We start from the raw sequence: 19,952 nt of genomic DNA, 5'->3' as shown, positions 1-19,952 counted from the left end.
ATGTGTATTTCATTATAATGTTGTGTGCGCCCGCCCCGTGGTCGGCCCGCCTGCGAGCCGACGGCACGGCGCCCGTTCCGGCGAGGCAGGCATCAGCCCGCTTTTGCCGCCGACCGGCTCGAATCCGTCCGATGGAAGCCGCGAACGGTGCCCCCGCCTGCCCGCAATGCGCAATGGAATACACCTGCCCGAACGGCACACTGCATCTGTGCGCGGACTGAGGTCATGAATGGTCGGCGGGCGCCGGCATCGAATCCGCTGACGAATCGGCCAGGCGAGTCGTCAAGGACGCGAACGGCAATGCTGTCGGACGGCGGCGTGGCCGCGCGGATCAAGGATCTGCGCGTGAGGGGTCCATCGATCACGCTGAGAATGGGCGCCGAGGTAAAAAGCATCCGGATCGTCTGCGGCGATCCCGAGATCGACGGCAAGACCGACGCGGGCAGCTTCGTGCTCGCGGCGTGCTTTCGCCGGGAAGCGTGACGCCGCGCGCTTACCTACGGCGAACCCGCTTGTCGTCGCAGTGCGCTGCACGCGCTCCCCACCGACAACATATCTACCGGGATCGATCGGGCATGGAGCGCGGTTATCGGAATCTGCGCGGCGTGATCATCGATGCGATCGAAACCAATCCGGACATGATCGCGCTACGCGATGTATTCAGGATTCCTGCAGACGATGCCCGGTTCAAGATGGCCCGTGCGGATGGCACGAAGTAAGTGACACGGAAGGATGCCCATACCGCCCCTGGCATGCGCACGGCATGCGCACCGGGAAATCGACGTCCAGGCGGCTCGCGAACTCAGTCCGCGCTTCGCTTCACCCGCTTGCCGAGCGCGCTTTTCGTCTTGTAGCTCACGCCGTGTTGTTCGAGATACTCGCGAATCAACTGCCGCACGACTTGCGACGGCGTCAGGTCCTGCTCCGCGCAGAGCATGTCGAACGCCTCTTTCTTGGCGGGATCGATCAGGATGGTCAAGCGTGCGGTTTTCGTTTCCATTGCAGGGCAGAGTCGGCGATATGCTAATTTAATTATAATGCATCGGCCCTTGCGTACCGCGCCGGAGAGCATTCGGCACGCGCGTGCGGCCCACGCGCGGCGACGGCGCCTCGAGCAGGATAGGCCGCCGCCAACGTACGGTCGGGTTTCGTTTCACCTCGTGCCGGCTCACGACCGGCGGTCAAGCCGATAGAGATAGTCGAGCACGTCGTCGACGACGGGCACGATCGCCAGCGTGACGAGTGCCGCGGCCAGCGGCACGGTCGACACGTAGCCGACATGCTTGAAGCCGATTGCGCCGGCCAGCCCCCCGACGAAGAACGACGCCAGCATCGTCGCGTGAATCCTGAGCTTCGCGCGGTTTGCGATCACCGTCTGCGCGTGCACGTCGGCACTTGAACGATTCCAGTAAAAGAGCTTGCCGAGTTCGATGCCGAGGTCCGTCACGATGCCCGTCATGTGCGTCGTGCGGATTTCCGCCCCCGACAGCTTGGTGATCATCGCGTTTTGCAGCCCCATGATGAAGCACAGCAGGATCACCGTGACCGGCATGAAGAACGCTTCCCACAGCGCGAGATGGCTGCCGAGCAGCCCGAACAGTAGCAGCAGCCCCGCTTCGACCAGCAGCGGCAGCACATACTGACTCTGCAGGCCGCGGCGCCGCCCCCAGTTGACGAGCACGGCCGAGCAGCCGGCACCCACCAGAAACGACGCGAGCGAACCCACCCCGGCCAGCACGAGCCGGATGTCGCCGAGCGCGGTCTGATCCGCGATCGCCGACACGATCCCGCTCATGTGCGACGTGTATTGCTTGACTGCGAGGAAACCGCCGGCATTGGTCGCGCCGGCGACGAAGGCAAGCGAAAACCCGAGCTGGCGGTTCGCGGCCGCGCTGCGGTGTTTTCCCGTCAGGCTTCGGAAGTACTGCGCTGGCATAGGATCTTCCCTCATTCGCCCGGATCGGGAGACAACGACGCCCCGAGCGGAGCCCGGCGCGCCGCGGCACACCGCCACGGTCGCCCGTTCCATCCAGGGTGCCATGAGACTTTCATGATAACGGCATTATCATACCTTGTTATCCTGATTCGTCTTTCGGTGTCATAATGCGGGCAGGAACAGGTCGCGGAAGAAGCGGCCTTTCCATCACCTCGTCCAACCCGAGCGTACTGGAGACATTCCGGATGGCACCCGTGCCGGTCGTCCATTTCGTCCTGCTGGCCGTGGCCGCGTGGCTCGCGGTCGGCACGCTGGGGCTCGGGGCGCTGCGCCGCACGCGACTGGTTGCCCACGGCCTCTTTCCGCTCGGTGCGCTGGTCGGACTGCTCGTCGGCGCGGCGGGCCTCGCCGGCATCCTTGCCGAACCGTCTGCCGCGGTGCTGCCGATCGGGCTTCCCGGCCTGCCCTTTCATCTGCGTCTCGATCGCCTGTCCGGCTATTTCCTGTTCGTGCTCGGCCTCGTCAGCACTGGGATCGGCGCCTTTTCAGCCGGCTATTTCCGCAAGGGCGAAGGATCCGCGCCCGGGCTGATCTGCTTCGAATACCACGTCTGCGTCGCAAGCATCGCGCTGGTGTTGATCGCCGACGACGCCTATGTATTCATGGTCGCCTGGGAGACGCTGACGCTGTCCGCGACGTTTCTCGTCATGACCAACCACCGGATCGGCGAGATCCGCCGGGCCGGTTACCTGTATTTCCTGATCTCGCACGTCGGCGCGCTGGCGCTGCTGCTCTGCTTCGGCATTCTGCAGGCGCGCACCGGCGACTACACCTTCGCCAACCTGCGCGCGCAGTCGCTGGATGCGTTGCCCGCGTCGTTCGCCTTCCTGTTCGCGCTCGTCGGGTTCGGCGCAAAGGCGGGGATCTTCCCGCTGCATGTGTGGCTGCCGGAGGCTCACCCCGCGGCGCCGTCGCCGGTCTCGGCGCTCCTCAGCGGATTCGTGCTGAAAGTCGGCCTGTACGGCCTGCTGCGCGTGCTGTTCGACCTGTTGCACGTGCAGATTGCGTGGTGGGGCGTGCTGCTGCTCATGCTGGGGCTCGGCACCGCGCTGCTCGGCGTGGTGTTCAGCACCATCCAGGTCGACATGAAGCGCCTGCTCGCCTATTCGTCGATCGACAACGTCGGCCTGATGCTCGTCGCGCTCGGTCTCGCGGTGCTGTTCCGCGCGTACGGGATGACGAGCCTGTCCGCGCTCGCGCTGACCGCGATGCTGTACCAGATCGTTGCGCACGCAGCGTTCAAGAGCCTGCTGTTCCTGGGCACGGGCGCCGTGCTCCACGCCACCGGCGAGCGCAATCTCGGCAGGCTCGGCGGACTGATCCGCTTCATGCCGTGGACCGCGTGGGCCGTGCTCGCGGGCGTCGCGGCCAGCGCGGGCCTGCCGCCGCTCAGTGGTTTCGTGGCCGAGTGGCTGCTGCTGCAGGGCTTTCTGTTCGCGCCGCGGTTGCCGGATTCGGTACTCGCCATGACGGTGCCGATCGCCGCCGCGCTGATCGCGATGTCGGCCGCGCTGGCCGGCTACACGATGGTCAAGTTCTTCGGCATCGTGTTCCTCGGGCAGCCGAGAGAAGCGAAGCTGAACCGCGCCCGCGACGCGAACGCGTGGGAACGGCTCGCGTTCTGCTGGTTCGCGGCCGCCAGCGTGCTGCTCGGGCTGATGCCCGCCCAGTTCGTCAAGTTGCTGGATCGCGTCACGCACACGCTGGTCGGCGCCGGCGTCGGCGCGGACAATCATGGCTGGCTGCTGTTCGCGCCCGTGTCGGCCGCTCGCGCGAGCTACATGCCGGCGGCGTTCATGCTGTTCTTCATCGCCTGCTGCGGGCTCGCGTGGGTGCTGGTGCGGCGTTTCTATCACGGCCGGCTGCGCCGCGCGGCCCCGTGGGGCTGCGGCTTCCCGTTCACGACCGCGCGCATGCAGGATACGGCGGAAGGATTCGGGCAGCCGATCCGCGAAATCTTCGCACCGCTGCTGCACATCGAGCGGCAATTGCCGTCGCCGTTCGACACCCAGCCGGCCTACCGGGTGTCGGTGACCGATCGCACCTGGTCCGCGCTCTACGCGCGCATCGCGGCGCTCACGCAACGCGCCGCCGACTGGGCAGGCCGCCTGCAGACGGGCAAGATCGCGGTTTACCTGACCTACAGTTTCGTCGTGCTGATCGTGCTGCTGATGTTGGTGAGACGATGGTAACCCTGTCCGGCGTCATCTCGCAGACTCTCGAAATCGTGATAGCGATCGCGGCCGCGCCATTGCTCACGGGGTGGGTCAACCAATGCCGCGCCTGGCTTCAGAACCGGCGCGCGCCGTCCATCTGGCAGCCGTACCGGATGCTCCACAAGCTGTTCAACAAGGAATCGGTCATCGCGCACGGTGCGAGCCCCGTGTTCCGCGGCGCGCCCTATGTCGTCTGGGCCGCCATGACGCTCGCGTGCGCGATCGTGCCGACCCTGTCGACCGAGTTGCCGCTGTCGCCCGCCGCCGATGCGATCGCGCTCGTCGGCCTGTTCGCGCTCGCGCGCGTCGCGCTGTCGCTCGCGGCGATGGACGTCGGCACGGCGTTCGGCACGCTCGGCGCCCGCCGCGAAATGCTGATCGGCTTCCTCGCGGAGCCGGCATTGCTGATGGTGCTCCTGTCGGCCTCGCTGATCACGCAGTCGACGCTGCTGACGAGCATCGTCGCGACGCTCGGCCGCGGCGAGCTCACGATCTATCCGAGCCTGGCGTTCGCCGGCATCGCGTTCACGCTGGTCGCGCTGGCCGAAAATGCGCGGCTGCCGGTCGACAATCCGACCACCCACCTCGAGCTCACGATGATCCACGAGGCGCTGATCCTCGAATATTCGGGGCGGCACCTTGCGTTGATGGAATGGGCGGCAAGCCTCAAGCTGTTCGCGTATTCGTGCATCGGTCTCGCGTTGTTCGTGCCCTGGGGCATCGCGAATGCGGGCGATCCGGTCGCGCTGCTGCTGGCGGTGCCGGTACTCTTCATCAAGCTGACCGCAGGCGGTGTCGCGCTCGCCGTGGTCGAAACGGCCAACGCGAAGATGCGCATCTTCCGGGTACCGGAATTCCTGGCCACGGCCTTCCTGCTGGCCGTGATCGGCATGCTCGTCCACCTGCTGCTGGGGGCATGAATGCACGCCTACGCCACACAACTGATCAATTTCCTCGCGGCCGTGCTGCTGATGCTGTCGTTCGCGATGCTGAGCCAGCGCCGGATCCTGTCACTGATCCATCTCTATACGCTGCAGGGCGTCGCGCTCGTGTCGGCGAACCTGATCCTCGGCTTCGTCACGGCCGACGTGCACCTGTATGTGTCCGCCGGGCTGACGCTCGTGCTGAAGGTCGGCGTGATCCCGTGGTTCCTGTATCGGCTCGTGCGCAGGCTCGACGTCAAGACCGACGTCGAACCGCTCATCAACATCCCGACCACGCTGCTGATCGGCATCGTCCTCGTGATCGTCGCGTTCAACGTCGCCGCGCCGATCAGCCAGCTCGCGACCTCGGTCGCGCGCGGCACGCTCGGCATTGCGCTCGCGTGCGTGCTGCTGTCGTTCATGGCGATGATCACGCGCGCCAAGGCCATTCCACAGGTGATCGGCTTCCTGTCGATGGAAAACGGGCTGTTCTTCGCGGCGGCGGCCGCGACCAACGGCATGCCGATGATCGTCGAGCTCGGCATCGGGCTCGACGTGCTGATCGGCATCCTGATTCTGGGCGTCTTCATGTTCCAGATTCGCGAGCAGTTCGACAGCCTGGACATCCATCACCTCGAGAAACTCAAAGATGAATGACGCCCACGTCGTGCTCGCCGTGCTCGGGCTGCCGCTCGCGGGCGCCGCGTGCCTCGCCTGCGTGCGGCCGAGCCGGGTCGCGCGCCATCTGAACGTCGGCTTCAGCTTCCTGACCTTCGCGGCGACGCTGGTGCTGGCCGCGCGCACCGTCGAGCACGGCCCGTCGTTCGCATTCGGACGCGCGTTCTTCGTCGATCCGCTCAATGTCTATCTCGTTGCGCTCACGGCGTTCGTCGGCTGGACGACTTCGCTGTTTTCCCGGCCCTACATGCAGATCGAGGAAGCCCGCGGCCGAATGACGGCCGCGCGGATGCGGCTCTATCACAGCATGTATCAGCTCTTCATGTTCGCGATGCTGCTCGCGCTGCTGACCGACAACGTCGGCGTGCTGTGGGTCGCCATGGAAGCCGCCACGCTCGCCACCGTGTTGCTCGTCAGCGTCTACCGAACCGCCGCGAGCCTCGAAGCCGCATGGAAGTACTTCATCCTGTGCGGCGTGGGCATCGCCCAGGCGCTGTTCGGCACGATCCTGCTGTACCTCGCCGCGAGCCGGCAGCTGACCGACGGCGACGCGCTGCTGTGGACGAGCCTGGCCGCCGTCAAGACGCAGCTCGACCCGACGATCGTGTCGATCGCCTTCGTGTTTCTGCTGGTCGGCTACGGGACCAAGGTCGGCCTCGTGCCGATGCACAGCTGGCTGCCGGACGCGCACGCCGAAGGTCCGACGCCGATTTCGGCGGTGCTGTCCGGCCTGCTGCTGAACGTCGCGCTGTATGCGGTGCTGCGCTGCAAGGTGCTGGCCGACGGCGCGCTCGGCAATGGCCTGCCGGGGAGGCTGCTGGTCGGGTTCGGGCTCGTGTCGGTCCTGGTCGCGTCGTTCTCGCTGTTCCGGCAGAAGGACGTGAAGCGCCTGTTCTCGTACTCGTCGATCGAGCATATGGGCTTGATGACGTTCGCATTCGGGCTCGGCAGCCCGATCGCGACGTTCGCCGGGCTGCTGCACATGACGGTCCATTCCCTCGTCAAGTCGGCGATCTTCTTCGCGGTCGGCCATGCCGCGCAGAAGGCCGGCACGCAGGCGATCGACGGCATTCGCGGGCTGCTGCAGGTCAGCCCGGCGGTCGGCTGGGCCATGATGCTCGGCGCGCTTGCGATTCTCGGCCTGCCGCCGTTCGGCGTGTTCGCGAGCGAATTCCTGATCCTGACGACGGCCATGAACACGCTCCCGTGGACCGCGCCGTTGCTGCTGCTCGGGCTCGCCGTCGCGTTCGCGGCGATCTTCGCGCGCGTGCAGCGGATGGTGTTCGGCGAAACGACGACGGCGACGCCGCTCGAACACCGGCCGGCGCTGCTGCCGGTGTTCGTGCATCTGGGACTCGGCCTGATGCTGGGCCTGTACGTGCCGCCTTACCTGGCCATGTGGTACCGCCAGGCGGCGACGATGCTGGCAGGGTGAACGATGCGACTCGACTTGATTCAGGCGGACGGCTCGACGCGCCTGCGGCACGCGGCAGGCCAGGTTCCGGCTGCCGTGGTTGACGTGGACGAACCGCGCTGGCTCGACATCGCGCATGCCGCGCGGAGCGAACGAAGCCGGCTCGTCGCGATGTGGGGCGGCGAAACGCGCGCGCGCGTATTTTCGGTCAATGCGGCGTACGAATGCGACGACGGCGTCCTGTGGGTGCGTCTCGCGACCGGGCCGGAACCGCGGGCCGACGGCGACTATCCCGATCTCGCCGGCATGTTTCCCGCCGCGACGCGCATGCAGCGCGCCATTTTCGACCTGACCGGCCTGCGCGCGCGCGATGCGCGCGACACGCGCCCGTGGCTCAATCACGGCAACTGGCCCGACGACTACTTTCCGCTGCAGAAGCAGGCAACCGGCATCGAGCGATTCGAATCGAACGAAGCGGATTATCCGTTCGTGCAGGTTGCCGGCGACGGCGTGCATGAAATCGCGGTCGGGCCGATTCACGCCGGCATCATCGAGCCGGGCCATTTCCGGTTTTCCGTCGTCGGCGAGAAGGTGCTGCGGCTCGAGGAACGGCTCGGCTATGTACATCGCGGCGTCGAACGGGTGTTCGAACGGACGGCCGCATCGAACGGCCATCGCGTTGCGGGCCGGATCGCCGGCGATTCGACCGTCGCGTTCTCGTGGGCCTATTGCATGGCGCTCGAACAGGCATGCGGCACGGCCGTGCCGGCGCGTGCGCTGGTGCTGCGCGCCCTCCTGCTCGAGCGCGAGCGCATCGCCAATCACCTCGGCGACCTCGGCGCGCTCGGCAACGATGCCGGATTCGCGTTCGGTCTCGCGCAGTTCTCGCGGCTCAAGGAGAACTGGATCCGGACCAACGGCGGCGTCTTCGGGCATCGCTACCTGATGGACCGGATCGTGCCGGGCGGGCTGGCCGTCGACATCGATCCGGAAGACGCGGCGATCCTCACCGAACAGTGCGAACGCATTGCACGCGACGTGCACGTGATGCGCAAGATCTACGAGGACCAGTCCGGGCTGCAGGACCGGTTTCTCGGCACCGGCCGCCTGAACGCCGACGTCGTCGCGCATTTCGGCGTGCGCGGCATGGCCGCCCGCGCCAGCGGCCAGAGCTTCGACGTGCGCGCGAACCTGCGGCCGGCCCCGTACCACGACCTGGCCGTCCAGGCGGCCAGCGATGCGCGCGGCGACGTTGCCGCGCGGGTCGCCGTGCGGTTTGCCGAAATCGACGAATCGCTGCGCCTGATGACCGACCTGCTCGCGAATCTTCCGGAGGGGCCGATCGCCGCCGCCGTCATGCCCGCGGCGGCACCATCCGCGGGCATCGGCTGGGTGGAGGGCTGGCGCGGCGACGTGTTCGTCGCGCTCGAGACGGCATCGGGCGATGCCATCGCGCGCTGCCATTGCCACGATCCGTCCTGGCAGAACTGGCCGGCGCTCGAGCACGCGATCATCGGCAACATCGTTCCCGATTTCCCGCTGATCAACAAGTCGTTCAACCTGAACTACGCGGGGCACGATCTCTGATGTGGCAACTCATCCGTCAATTCGCGCGCACCGACTTTCCCGACGAACCCGTGCCGGCCACCGAAGCCGCATGGCGACACGAGGCGCAGCAGATTCGTCAGGACATACTCGACCTCCTCGGCCGCGCCTTGTGCATCCGGCAGATCGACGCGGGTTCGTGCAATGGTTGCGAGCTGGAGATCCACGCGCTGAACAACCCGTACTACAACATCGAAGGGCTCGGGATCAAATTCGTCGCCAGCCCGCGCCATGCGGACCTGCTGCTCGTGACCGGCCCCGTCACGCTGAACATGAAGGCCGCCGTGCTTGCCGCGTACGACGCCACGCCGGCGCCGAAACTCGTCGTCGCGGCCGGCGAGTGCGCATGCACGGGCGGCATCTTTGCCGACAGCTATGCGGTGTGCGGCCCCGTTTCGTCGGTCCTGCCCGTCGACGTGACCATCCCCGGATGCCCGCCCCCTCCGGTCGATTTGCTGCGCGGCATCCTGACCGCCTGCCGATCACGCGGAGCGTGAAGCGGATGCCCGTGGCAATCCTTCAGGCGGCCGATGAGGCACGGATATCCGGATCCATGACGTCGTCTCGTTCGAACGCAAGCCGGCCCCGGCGCACAGCCACCGAACGATCCGCGTGCAAACGGAAACGCGAGGCTCACGCGCGTCGCGACGCGCGGTATCGGTATCCCTGCAACTTTTATTGAGGCGAAGGAAAACTGTATGACTGAAAAAGGTAAAGACCAGATCGTTCGTGCGTTCCGCGCGGTCTTCCTGGCGTTTCTCGGCGTCAACAAACGAAAGAATCTCGAAGCGGATGCCACGCAACTCAACCCGTTCGCGGTAGTCATTGCCGCGTTCGTTGCACTTGGCGCATTCATTGCGCTGCTGTTGATCGTCGTTCATCTGGTCGTGGGTTGACGGTTCGCCGCCACGAATGCGCGAGCTCGCCACGGCAACGCACCGGCCAGGTCGCGCGGATGCCCGATCGCTACGGCGTGAAGATCGGCAGGCCCGGTGCGATCGGGTCGATCGGCTCGATCAGCCGGTTCTCCCTTCTCCCGTATCGGATCGGCGATCCAGATCACCGGCGCCCGGCGCGCCGGTCGACGCGCGACCGAATGCCGCGCATCACCGCCCGATCGGCAGCCCCGTCGGTTCGATCCACCCGAGCCGGTATGCGATCAGCAGCGACAGGAACAGCGTGATCGATAACCCGACGCGCGCCGCCAGCGACCACGCCATCCGCTTGCTTCCGCCGCGGTCGTGATTCATGAAATACAACGCGAAAACCAGGCTTCCGATAATCATCACGAAAGCCGCCGAAACCAGCGCAATCTTCATTGTTTGTGTTCCTCCAGACCCGAATCGGTCTTCAGCAGTTCGACCAGCCTTTGCCGCTCGGCAGCGACGTCGGCGACGCCCGACGCCGGCCAGTCCAGCGCCACGCCATTACCCAGCGAATCGCGCACGAGCGTCTGGTAATGACGGTCGCTGATCCGGCCCTGGTCCATCGCTTCCGATATCTCATGCCGAAACGGTAGCGGAAAGCTCGCGTATCCGCGCGACAGCGCGGCATATTGCCGCGCGTCGATCTCTTTCGACGACGGCACGACGGCCCACACCACGACGGCCACGATGGCTGCAAACGGAATCGCCGTATAGCGGAGAACGAACTTGATCGGGGTCATGAGGCGGATATCGGAGTGGCGTGTAGCGGAGTGGCGTGTAGTAATGGCGAAGCAGCGGCCAGGCAGCGCCGCGGTGACGGCCCGCACGGGCCGCATGGAAACGGAAGCGGCCGGCGCCCATCGCGCAAACGCCGGCGCCGCTTGGGCAGCCCGGCTGCCGGCAGCCACGTCCGACATTGTACTTAAAGCCCCATACGACCAACAGGGTATGATAATCCGGTTATCATGTTTGCCGCGCGATCGACGATCCGTTCTCAGCGCGCGAATGCCGGCGTCGCGAGTTCGCTCGCACACCACAATCGCGCATTCGGACAGAGCAGCGAAAACGGATGGATTATAATTTGATTAACATATCGACCGCGCCCGCCTCACGATGGAAACGAAAACCGCCCGCCTCACCGTCCTGATCGACCCCGCGAAGAAAGAAGCGTTCGACCTGCTCTGCGCGGAGCAGGATCTCACGCCGTCGCAAGTCGTGCGTCAGTTGATCCGCGAGTATCTCGACAAACACGGCGTCACGTACAAGACCAAGAGCACGCTCGGCAAGCGGGTGAAGTAAGCCCGGCCGAACCCGGCGCCGTCACGCGCAGATCTCCCACCGTGCATGTTCACGCGCGCGCCACACGAGCCGCGCGGGATCGATGCCCTCCCCGGCCTTCATGCGCCGGGCGGTGGACGACAGCTTGAGCGCGCCGGCCGAACCGAACCCCAGCGCGCGTTCGAGCAGGATCCGCAGCGACGGCAACGGGTTGCCGTTCTTCCATGCGAACGCGATGAAGTTGTTGTCGTCGCCGCACGGCACCAGCGCATACGAATCGTCGAACACCGCGCGCAGTTGCTCGAGATGCCGCGGCAACGCCGGATCGTCGTCCATGAAGTTGATCGCGAGCACGCCCGTTTCGCTCAGCCGCGCACGGCATGCGTCGAGAAAGGCCACGCCCGTGCAACTGCCCGGCATGCCGTCGGCGACGAACGCGTCGTGCAGGATCACGTCCGCCCGGACCTCGGGCCTTGCCACGTAGTCGGCGCCGTCCGCGCAGACCACCGCGAAGCGCGCGTCGTCCTGCGGAATCCTGAACACGTCGCGCAGCGCGATCACGTCCGGGTGGATCTCGACTGCGTCGATCGCCGTGTCGGGCAGGTGCCGATAGCAGTATTTCGCGAGCGATCCGCCGCCGAGCCCGATCATGCAGATGCGCGCCGGCACCGGCTGCAGCAGCAGGAAACCCATCATCACGCGCGTATAACCGAGTTCGAGCCTGACCGGATCCTGCAGCGACATGAAGCTCTGCGTGCCGAAGTGGTCGAAGTGCAGCGACACCGCGTGCTTCGTCTCGAGCACGAACGGCCGGCCGTCGTTCAACGGCATCGCCAGGAACTGCAGGAATGCGTCATAGGACGCTCGATCCTCGCTCATGCTCGGCAGGCCCGGTTGATCGGAGCGTCGGTCGCGCCGCGTGCGGTCATACCTTCTTCAGGTAGCAGGCCTTCAGCATGAAGCCGCCCATGTCGGTCTTGCAATCGACTTCGTGATCGCCGCCGACCAGACGGATGCTCTTCACCTTGGTGCCCATCTTCAGCGTGATCGACGAGCCCTTCACGCGCAAATCCTTGATCAGCACGACGGAATCGCCGTCCGACAGCACGTTGCCGTTCGCATCCTTGACGACGTCGCCCGCCGGTTCGTCGCCCGCTTCGGCGCCGGCGCCGGCCGACCATTCATGGCCGCAGTCCGCGCACACGTAAAGCGTGCCGTCCGGGTAGGTGTTTTCCATCGCGCATTGCGGGCAGGCGGGGGCGGCGTTCATTGCAGCTTCCATTCGGTGGGGGTTCAGGTCAATCGAAAAAAAATACCGGGCACGCAAGCACGTGGCCCGGACCGCGCGCGCACCGCTGCGATCCACGGATCGACAGGGCAGCGCAACGCGCACACGACATTATAATGCAATACACATAACCCAGTTGTCGTATTATAATCGTCAGCTTTCGATCATTCGCCGGACTTGATGGCGGTTTCGCTGAGGATGTCGACATGTTCGAGATGAATGCCGCACCGGCACCCGATGCACGGCGCGCGGCGCCCCGTCGGGAAGCCGCGCGCCGCGCGTTCGCGCCGTGCTGCCGGCCGGCCATTGCACGCCGTTCCGGCGATTTTCCCCGAGGCTGATCCGCACGTGGCAACCGTCGTCTACGTTGAAATCGGCCCCGCATGGAACCGCGGCCGTGCGGCCGCGTCCCGCGACGCGATCGTCGCGGCGGCACACCGCTTCCAAAGCGAGATCCTGCTGCTCGCCAACGGGCTCAGCGGCAGCGCGAAGGACGCAACGGCCATCGCGGCGCTGCAGATGCATGGCGGCACGTCCGCGCAGATGCTTGCCACCGGCCCCGACGAGGAAGCCGCGCTCCAGGCGCTGTTGCCGTTGCTGCAGGCGGGCTGACGCCGCGGCGCGCCGCGTCGCCCGATCCCACGGCCTCGTGCCGTTCACCCTGAATCACCCGTCCCCGAGGAAGCGATGAACGACAACGTCACGTCCAATTCCCCCAACTTGTCCGCGTCCGCGCTCTGGGCGCTCGAGCGCCTCGCCGACGTGCGCTACGGCCGCGATGCGCCGGCGCTCGGCTGGTCGGTCGAGCAGGAACTCGTCGGCGCGGGCTTCGTCAGCCATGCCGCGCATGGCCGTTCCGGAGCATCGATCACCGCGCACGGCCGCAACTTCCTGAAAAGCCGGAAGTAGGAAACAGGAAACGGCCGGCACGGGCGCGCTGCTGCCACGCGACCGCCATCCCGTGCCGGCCCCGTCGGGCGACGGCTATCCCGGCGATGCGATTCGCATGCCCCGCTGCCGGCGGGGATTTGCGGCCGCGCCGCGGTTTCCGCGGTATCGTACGGGACCCAAGCGCGGCGCACCTGCCGCCTTCGCCTTCCTTTCCTCATGGAACGCCCGATGACCTCCCGCGCCCTGCCGCCCGTCACGTCCCCGCCGGTTCTCGACACGCCCCGCCTGATCCTCGAAGGCCATCCGCTCGGCGACTTCGACGCGCTCGCCACGATGTGGACCGAGCCGACCGTCGTCGAGCACATCTTCAACGGCAAGCCGTCGGCGCCGCGCGACTCGTGGATGAGGCTGCTCGCGTATCGCGGGCTGTGGCCGCTGCTCGGCTACGGCTACTGGGCGATCCGCGAGAAGGCAACAGGCCGCTATGTCGGCGATCTCGGCTTCGCCGACTTCCACCGCGCGGTCGAGCCGCCGATTCGCGGCGTGCCGGAAGCCGGCTGGGCGCTCGCGAGCTGGGCGCACGGCAAGGGCTATGCGACCGAGGCGCTGGCGCATGCGCTCGGCTGGCTCGATGCGCAGAACCGGTTCGAACGCAGCGTGTGCCTGATCGCACCGACCAACGTCGCGTCGATCCGCGTCGCGCAGAAGGCCGGGTATGCCGATCCGGTGCGGATCCGCTTCAACGACGCCGATTCGCTGCTGTTTTCGCGCGCGTGCCGCTAGGCACGATGCCGCTGTCGCCGCCGACGACGGCACGCGCAACGATCGCGAGCCAGCACAACCCTTGCATGCCGCGGGTCGGTGCGCCCGCCGCCGTCACGTGTCCGCCGGCTTGTCGCTGAGCGCGGACGCCGCCGGATTCCCCGGCTCGCGCGCGAGGCCTTGCGCGAACACCTTCAACCCTTCGAGCAGCGGCGTCAGCGCATCCCACAGCGCTTCGTCGTGCAACAGCCGGTACGCGCCGCGCACGCCGGGCGCGACGTGCTCGTGCTCGGCCGGCTGCCACGCGCCGATGTGATGCAGCGCGTCGGCTGCCGCGAACACGGCCTTGCCGAACTGCTCCGGCGGAATCCGCGACAGCGCCGTCACGAGTGCCGCGAGGTTCTGCATGCCGCTTTGCATGCCGGGCTTGTCGAACGCGCCGACGAAAGTCTCGGCCATCTGCGCATTCGCACTGACGACCTCGTTCGCGAAGCGCAGGAAGCCGTGCCGATGGAGGCTGCCGAGCAGGCTTTCGAGCGCGTGGTGCGCGTCGGGCTCCGGTGCCGGGGGCGTCGTGGCGGGATAGGGACGATCGGTCATCAGCGGTTCTCCGGATGAGGCGCGGCGTGACGGACGTTGCGGCCGCCACGCGTGCGCCGGATTCGTGTCGTGCTTCGTTCACCGCGCCCGCCGGCGCGCAGCGGATGTCGCCGTCAGTGCGTCGGGCCGCCGGGCGGCGCCTTGTATTCGCTGCGTGCGCCCATCGCGTCCTCGACGGTCTGCACGCCGCGCAGCGCGGCCACGCCGTCGACGACGGCATGCCGTTCCGCTTCTTCCACCTGCCCGCTCAGGCGCACGTGCCCATGCTCGACGGTCACGTCGACGTCGCGCGGACGCCCGACCAGATGGCCCAGCGCGGCACGCACGCGTTCGGTGACCAGTGCGTCGTCCGCGTCGCCGGCGAGCCAGTCGGCGCGCAGCCCCGCAATCGCGCCGCGCGCATGGTCGGCCGCGCGCTTCGCCTGCGTATTCGCGTAGTCGACCACGCCGTGGCGGCCCGCGGCAGCCTTGTCGCGCACGTACGCGCGCCGCCGCCGGCCCGACGCCGGATCGAGGAAATACATCGCCGCCGCGCCGCACGCGACGGCTACCGCGAGATTCAACAACGGGTTGTTCGAGCGTGTTCTGGAAGTCATGGGAGCACCGTGGTCGATACCCGGGACAGCCGGGCTTCGCCGACACGTGCAGCATGAGCCGTTCCTCGCCGCAACGCCGCCGCTGCGGCGGCGTTGCGCGCACGCCGGTGCGGCATCCGGGCCGCGTGGCTTACTCTGCGACGGGGCGATCGAAATGACAAGCGCTTGAAAATTCCGCGACCGGCAAGCACCGTCGGCCATGGACGGTGCCGGGCACGAAAACCGCGGCATGCGTCGTTGACGCGCGTCGAATGGCGCGGTACACGAGCCGGCCGCGGCCTGCGAGCCGGTTCATGCGTGAGCGGCGGGCGACGTGCGTTGCCGCCGCGCGTGCGTATCCGTGTCGCGGGCGGGCATGCGATTGACCGTTAGTTGCAATTGTAGGATCACCCGCCGGGGTCGTGACCGCGGGCATGCGGCGTCCGCCGTCGGTCATGCCCACGCCACCTGCGCGGATGCGGCCCGCCGCGACACGACCGACCGCGCCCGCTCAACCGCGTGATGGCCGGCGCTCACGGCGTCGCGCCGTGCATCTTCTGCCAGCGCTCCATCAACGCGATCTCGTCGCGCTGCGCGGCGACGATGCGGCTCGCGAGCTGCCGCAGCGTCGGGTCCTTGCCGTACTTCAGCTCGACCCGTGCCATGTCGATCGCACCCTGGTGATGCGGCGCCATCTGCGACACGAAATCGCGATCGGCGTCGCCGGAATAACGCGCGCCCTCCATCGCATCCATCATCCTGCGGTCGGCGCGCTTGTACGCCTGGGTCGAGGTGTCGGGAACGGTCACGGTGTCGGGCGGGCGCAATTGGCCCCCCGCCGGCGATACGGCTGCCGCGGCGGCGACCAGCAGTGCGCAGGCGGCGCAGTGCCGGGCCGCGCGCACGGGGCGGCGGGTGAATGCATCCATGTCACGGCTCCTCGGGAATTGAACGGTCGGTTGCCTGCTCTTCGCGTGCAACGCCTGCCTGCAACGCCCGTACCCGACGCAGCCGGCACGCCCGCACGGCACGCGCATTGCGCGACGCACCGGCAACGCCGCGCACGGCGATCGCCTGCACGCGGCGCATCGGCTCATCCCGAACCAAGGAGAAACGGCATGGCGACAGTGGCGGATTTCATCGTCGAGCGGCTGTATGACTGGGGCGTGCGCCGCATCTACGGCTACCCGGGCGACGGCATCAACGGCTTCTTCGGCGCGCTCAGCCGGGCCGAGGACAAGATCGCGTTCGTGCAGGCGCGCCACGAGGAGATGGCCGCCTTCATGGCGTCCGCGCATGCAAAATTTACAGGCGAGCTCGGCGTGTGCGTCGCGACCTCGGGCCCCGGCGCCACGCACCTCGTGACCGGCCTGTACGACGCGCGGCTCGACCACATGCCGGTGCTCGCGATCGTCGGCCAGCAGGCGCGCGCGGCGCTCGGCGGCCACTACCAGCAGGAAGTCGACCTGCCGGCGCTGTTCAAGGACGTTGCGGGCGCATTCGTCCAGCTTGCCGTCGTGCCGGGCCAGGTGCGCCACCTGGTCGACCGCGCGGTGCGCATCGCGCTCGGTGCGCGCACGGTCACCGCACTGGTGCTGCCGAACGACCTCCAGACGCTCGACTACGCGCCGCCGAAGCGCGCGCACGGCACCGTGCATTCGGGGATCGGCTACACGCCGCCGAAGGTGGTGCCCTATCCCGACGACCTGCAGCGCGCGGCCGACGTGCTCAATGCCGGCAAGCGCGTCGCGATGCTGGTCGGCGCGGGCGCGCTGCGTGCGACCGACGAGGTGATCGCGGTGGCCGAGCGCCTCGGCGCGGGCGCGGCGAAGGCGCTGCTCGGCAAGGCGGCGCTGCCCGACGACCTGCCGTGGGTGACCGGTGCGATCGGGCTGCTCGGCACCCGGCCGAGCTACGAGCTGATGAGCGAATGCGACACGCTGCTCGTCGTGGGCTCCGGTTTCCCTTATTCGGAATTCCTGCCGAAGGAAGGCGAGGCACGCGGCGTGCAGATCGACCTGAAGGCCGACATGCTGAGCCTGCGCTACCCGATGGAGGTCAACCTCGTCGGCGACAGCGCCGAGACGTTGCGCGCGCTGCTGCCCCTGCTGAAGGAACGGGACGACACCGGCTGGCGCGACCGGATCGCGAAATGGAATGCGGACTGGCGCGACACGCTCGCGGCACGCGCGGCCGCGCAGGCGAGCCCCGGTCGCGGCGTGAATCCGCAACGCGCGTTCACCGAACTGTCGCCACGGCTGCCCGACGACGTGATCCTGACAAGCGATTCGGGCTCCTGCGCAAACTGGTATGCGCGCGACCTGATGATGCGGCGCGGGATGATGGGCTCGCTGTCCGGCGGCCTCGCGTCGATGGGCGCCGCCGTGCCGTATGCGATCGCCGCCAAGTTCGCGCACCCGGCGCGCCCCGTGATCGCGATGGTCGGCGACGGCGCGATGCAGATGAACAACATGGCCGAACTGATCACCGTCGCGAAGTACTGGCGGCAATGGCCCGATCCGCGCTGGATCTGCATGGTGCTGAACAACGAGGACCTGAACCAGGTCACGTGGGAGCAGCGCGTGATGGAAGGCGACCCGAAGTTCGACGCATCGCAGCAGATTCCGGATGTGCCGTACTACCGCTTCGCGACGCTGCTCGGGTTGAAGGGCATCTACGTCGACGACCCGGAGCAGCTCGGCGCCGCGTGGGACGAGGCGCTCGCGTCCGACCGTCCGGTCGTGCTCGAGGTCAAGAGCGATCCGGAAGTGCCGCCGCTGCCGCCGCACGTGACGCTGCAGCAGGCGAAGCACTTCGCGCAAACGCTGGTGAAGGGCGACGCACGCGAGGCGAACGTGATCGTCGAGACCGCGCGGCAGGTTCTGTCGGCCGTGCTGCCGGGCAACGGCGAACACAGTGGCAAGGGCGGGACAAGCCGGTCGTAGCGCATCACGGGCGACACGGCGCGGTGCGCGTGTCGTGCCGCCCCGTCGCGTGCGGCGCGGCGCAGCGCGGTGGGTCAGCCGATGTCGACGTCGTCGCCGCCATCCTGCAGCGCGAGCGCCGCGTTGACCAGGCCGACCTGCGCGAGCGCGAACGGGAAATTCCCGCACATGCGCCGCGCCTTCACGTCGTACTCCTCGGCCAGCAGACCGACGTCGTTGCGCAGGCCCAGCAGCCGCTCGAACAGCGCGTGCGCGTCGGCGTCGCGTCCCTGCATCCGGTACACCTGCACCAGCCAGAAGCCGGCCGCGACGAACGCCCCCTCGTTGCCCTCGCAACCATCGTCGAAGCGTGGCGGGCGATAACGGAACGGCAGGCCGTCCTCGACCAGCTCGCGCTCGATCGCGGCGACCGTCGCCGCGACGCGCGGGTCGGACGCGTCGAGCATCCCCGTCAGCGGAATCAGCAGCAGGCTCACGTCGAGCCCGTCACCGTCGTAGCGGTCGACGAAGCGACCGAGTTTCGCGTGGTAGCCGTGCGCGAGGACGTCCGCATGCACGGTATCGGCCCAGCGTCGCCACGCGTCGAGCGGCGCGTGATGATCGAACGCGTGCGCGGAGCGGCACGCGCTTTCGACGGCCGCCCATACCATCACCTTCGACGACGTGAACGGGTGCCGGCCGCTGCGTACTTCCCAGATCCCCTCGTCCGGCTCGCGCCAGATCGTCGCGAGATGCTCGAGCAGCCGCCGCTCGAGCATCCACGCGTCGTCGTCGGGCGGCAGCCCGTGCCGGCGCGCCTGGTACAGCGCGGCCAGCACTTCGCCGTACACGTCGAGCTGCAGTTGTTCGGCCGCCGCGTTGCCGAAGCGCACCGGCCGCGCGCCTTCGTAACCGGCCAGGTGCGCGGCTTCCCATTCGTCCGCCCGCCGGCCGCCGTCGGCCGCGTACAGCACCTGCAATTGCGCCGGATGATCGGCGATCGCGCGCACCAGCCAGTCGCGCCAGCGCGCCGCCTCGTCGCGGTAGCCGCAGCGCACCAGCGCGCGCAGCGTGAAGCTCGCGTCGCGCAGCCAGCAGTACCGGTAGTCCCAGTTGCGCATGCCGCCGAAGGATTCGGGCAGCGAGCTCGTCGGCGCCGCGACGATGCCGCCGGTGCGCACGCTCGACAGCAGCTTCACCGTGATCAGCGCGCGCTCGATCGCGTCGCGATACGGGCCTTGCGCCGTATTGCACGTCGACCAGGCGCGCCACGACGCCAGCGTGTCGCGCAGCGACGCGTACGCATCCGGCAAGGGCGGCGGCCGGTCATATGAACGCGCATAGCTGATGCAGAAATCCGCGCGCTCGCCCGCGGCGATCCGCTGCGTGCCGACGAGCCGGTCGTCCCGCACGTCGAGGTGCGCGTCGGTATCGAGCCACATCGCGTCGCCGCCCGTCATCATCCGCCAGCGCCGGCCGAGCCGCCGGCACCACGGCAGCGCGTGGCCATAGTCGAAGCGCACGCCGAGATCGACGTCGAGTTCGACCGTGCCGCGCTCGCCGCGCACGCTGCGGATCAGGCACGGGTCGGGCGCCGCCCAGTTCATCCAGTCAATCACGACGACGCAGCCGGACGACGTCTCGAACGTCGTTTCGAGCACCGCGCTGCCGGGCAGGTAGCGGCGTGTCGCGCGGGCTCCCGGCTCGCGCGGCCCGATGCGGAAGCGGCCGTTGTCCGGCGTGCCGACGAGTGCGACAAAGCATGGCGGCGAGTCGAAGTCCGGCCAGCACAGCCAGTCGATGCTGCCGTCGAGCGCGACGAGTGCGGCACTGCGGCCGTCGCCGATCAGCGCGTAGTCCTCGATTAGCATCGCGC

The 19,952-nt window shown here is 67.8% G+C and carries 22 protein-coding genes and 2 pseudogenes; 14 read left to right on the top strand and 10 right to left on the bottom strand.

Annotation, left to right across the window (positions count from 1 at the left end; all coding sequences use genetic code 11):
* Positions 1-131 precede the first annotated feature (131 nt).
* Both U5A56_RS15350 and U5A56_RS15345 read left to right on the top strand, forming a co-directional pair.
* Positions 132-483 (top strand): annotated as a pseudogene (locus U5A56_RS15350) (alkylphosphonate utilization protein).
* Positions 484-587: 104 nt separating this feature from the next.
* Positions 588-710 (top strand): annotated as a pseudogene (locus U5A56_RS15345) (spermidine synthase); the annotation flags it as partial.
* A 92-nt stretch (positions 711-802) separates the two neighbouring features.
* Here the strand turns inward: U5A56_RS15345 and U5A56_RS15340 are convergent.
* Positions 803-1,000, bottom strand: a complete 198-nt coding sequence (locus tag U5A56_RS15340; RefSeq protein ID WP_044843458.1) for a ribbon-helix-helix protein, CopG family — start codon at positions 998-1,000, stop codon at positions 803-805.
* 168 nt (positions 1,001-1,168) lie between these two features.
* Entirely contained in the window at positions 1,169-1,936 is a 768-nt protein-coding gene (locus U5A56_RS15335) for a YoaK family protein (RefSeq protein WP_321923180.1), read from the bottom strand.
* Between the two features lie 245 nt (positions 1,937-2,181).
* On the opposite strand from U5A56_RS15335, the gene hyfB reads away from it, so the two are divergent.
* The 7 genes from hyfB to U5A56_RS15300 all read left to right on the top strand — a co-directional run bounded on the left by hyfB (position 2,182) and on the right by U5A56_RS15300 (position 9,728).
* A complete protein-coding gene (gene hyfB, locus U5A56_RS15330; protein ID WP_124666183.1) occupies positions 2,182-4,188 on the top strand; it encodes a hydrogenase 4 subunit B in 2,007 nt (668 codons plus the stop codon).
* Positions 4,182-5,132, top strand: a complete 951-nt coding sequence (locus tag U5A56_RS15325; RefSeq protein WP_044843455.1) for a respiratory chain complex I subunit 1 family protein — start codon at positions 4,182-4,184, stop codon at positions 5,130-5,132. The genes hyfB and U5A56_RS15325 overlap by 7 nt, the downstream gene beginning before the upstream one ends.
* Positions 5,133-5,792: a formate hydrogenlyase gene (locus U5A56_RS15320; RefSeq protein ID WP_044843454.1), complete on the top strand. Its 660-nt coding sequence runs from the start codon at positions 5,133-5,135 to the stop codon at positions 5,790-5,792.
* Positions 5,785-7,248, top strand: a complete 1,464-nt coding sequence (locus U5A56_RS15315) for a hydrogenase 4 subunit F (RefSeq protein ID WP_321923177.1) — start codon at positions 5,785-5,787, stop codon at positions 7,246-7,248. The genes U5A56_RS15320 and U5A56_RS15315 overlap by 8 nt, the downstream gene beginning before the upstream one ends.
* Positions 7,249-7,251: 3 nt before the next feature.
* Positions 7,252-8,814, top strand: coding sequence for an NADH-quinone oxidoreductase subunit C (locus tag U5A56_RS15310; RefSeq protein ID WP_321923176.1), 1,563 nt, complete (start codon positions 7,252-7,254; stop codon positions 8,812-8,814).
* Positions 8,814-9,329 (top strand): NADH-quinone oxidoreductase subunit B family protein, encoded by a 516-nt coding sequence (locus tag U5A56_RS15305; protein WP_044843451.1) that lies wholly within the window; start codon positions 8,814-8,816, stop codon positions 9,327-9,329. Before U5A56_RS15310 ends, U5A56_RS15305 begins: the two co-directional genes overlap by 1 nt.
* Positions 9,330-9,530: 201 nt before the next feature.
* A complete protein-coding gene (locus tag U5A56_RS15300; RefSeq protein WP_044843450.1) occupies positions 9,531-9,728 on the top strand; it encodes a DUF2970 domain-containing protein in 198 nt (65 codons plus the stop codon).
* Between the two features lie 210 nt (positions 9,729-9,938).
* On the opposite strand, the gene U5A56_RS15295 is transcribed toward U5A56_RS15300, so the two are convergent.
* Together U5A56_RS15295 and U5A56_RS15290 are read right to left on the bottom strand one after the other, a co-directional pair.
* Entirely contained in the window at positions 9,939-10,151 is a 213-nt protein-coding gene (locus tag U5A56_RS15295) for a DUF2909 domain-containing protein (RefSeq protein ID WP_044843449.1), read from the bottom strand.
* Entirely contained in the window at positions 10,148-10,498 is a 351-nt protein-coding gene (locus tag U5A56_RS15290; protein WP_321923173.1) for a hypothetical protein, read from the bottom strand. The genes U5A56_RS15295 and U5A56_RS15290 overlap by 4 nt, the downstream gene beginning before the upstream one ends.
* A 373-nt stretch (positions 10,499-10,871) precedes the next feature.
* On the opposite strand from U5A56_RS15290, the gene U5A56_RS15285 reads away from it, so the two are divergent.
* Positions 10,872-11,057 carry a ribbon-helix-helix protein, CopG family gene (locus U5A56_RS15285; protein WP_044843447.1) on the top strand — a complete coding sequence of 62 codons (186 nt, stop codon included), beginning with the start codon at positions 10,872-10,874 and terminating at the stop codon, positions 11,055-11,057.
* A gap of 21 nt (positions 11,058-11,078) precedes the next feature.
* Here U5A56_RS15285 and U5A56_RS15280 read toward each other — a convergent pair whose 3' ends face one another.
* Positions 11,079-11,915, bottom strand: a complete 837-nt coding sequence (locus U5A56_RS15280; RefSeq protein WP_321923171.1) for a spermidine synthase — start codon at positions 11,913-11,915, stop codon at positions 11,079-11,081.
* A 46-nt stretch (positions 11,916-11,961) separates the two neighbouring features.
* Complete coding sequence (locus tag U5A56_RS15275; RefSeq protein WP_044843445.1) at positions 11,962-12,306, bottom strand: zinc ribbon domain-containing protein YjdM; 345 nt, start codon at positions 12,304-12,306, stop codon at positions 11,962-11,964.
* 366 nt (positions 12,307-12,672) lie between these two features.
* Here U5A56_RS15275 and U5A56_RS15270 point away from each other — a divergent pair, with 366 nt between their 5' ends.
* The 3 genes from U5A56_RS15270 (at position 12,673) to U5A56_RS15260 (ending at position 13,998) form a co-directional block, all read left to right on the top strand.
* A complete protein-coding gene (locus tag U5A56_RS15270) occupies positions 12,673-12,936 on the top strand; it encodes an HPr family phosphocarrier protein (RefSeq protein WP_044843495.1) in 264 nt (87 codons plus the stop codon).
* A 75-nt stretch (positions 12,937-13,011) separates the two neighbouring features.
* Complete coding sequence (locus tag U5A56_RS15265) at positions 13,012-13,233, top strand: hypothetical protein (protein WP_124485839.1); 222 nt, start codon at positions 13,012-13,014, stop codon at positions 13,231-13,233.
* Between the two features lie 210 nt (positions 13,234-13,443).
* Positions 13,444-13,998 (top strand): GNAT family N-acetyltransferase, encoded by a 555-nt coding sequence (locus tag U5A56_RS15260; protein ID WP_321923168.1) that lies wholly within the window; start codon positions 13,444-13,446, stop codon positions 13,996-13,998.
* Positions 13,999-14,091: 93 nt separating this feature from the next.
* Here the strand turns inward: U5A56_RS15260 and U5A56_RS15255 are convergent, their stop codons facing one another.
* The 3 genes from U5A56_RS15255 to U5A56_RS15245 all read right to left on the bottom strand — a co-directional run bounded on the left by U5A56_RS15255 (position 14,092) and on the right by U5A56_RS15245 (position 16,081).
* The gene (locus U5A56_RS15255) at positions 14,092-14,577 is read right to left on the bottom strand and encodes a DUF1641 domain-containing protein (protein WP_321923167.1); all 486 of its coding nucleotides are present in this window, start codon (positions 14,575-14,577) and stop codon (positions 14,092-14,094) included.
* Positions 14,578-14,690: 113 nt separating this feature from the next.
* Complete coding sequence (locus tag U5A56_RS15250) at positions 14,691-15,173, bottom strand: BON domain-containing protein (RefSeq protein WP_044843441.1); 483 nt, start codon at positions 15,171-15,173, stop codon at positions 14,691-14,693.
* Positions 15,174-15,685: 512 nt separating this feature from the next.
* Positions 15,686-16,081 carry a DUF305 domain-containing protein gene (locus U5A56_RS15245; protein ID WP_044843440.1) on the bottom strand — a complete coding sequence of 132 codons (396 nt, stop codon included), beginning with the start codon at positions 16,079-16,081 and terminating at the stop codon, positions 15,686-15,688.
* Between the two features lie 189 nt (positions 16,082-16,270).
* On the opposite strand from U5A56_RS15245, the gene U5A56_RS15240 reads away from it, so the two are divergent.
* A complete protein-coding gene (locus tag U5A56_RS15240; RefSeq protein ID WP_321923166.1) occupies positions 16,271-18,097 on the top strand; it encodes a thiamine pyrophosphate-requiring protein in 1,827 nt (608 codons plus the stop codon).
* Between the two features lie 74 nt (positions 18,098-18,171).
* Here U5A56_RS15240 and U5A56_RS15235 read toward each other — a convergent pair whose 3' ends face one another.
* Positions 18,172-19,947, bottom strand: a complete 1,776-nt coding sequence (locus U5A56_RS15235) for a glycoside hydrolase family 15 protein (protein WP_321923164.1) — start codon at positions 19,945-19,947, stop codon at positions 18,172-18,174.
* Positions 19,948-19,952: the final 5 nt, after the last annotated feature.

Source organism: Burkholderia sp. BCC1998, from assembly GCF_905339875.1.
GTDB lineage: Bacteria > Pseudomonadota > Gammaproteobacteria > Burkholderiales > Burkholderiaceae > Burkholderia.
This window is presented reverse-complemented; position numbering and strand designations above follow the sequence as displayed.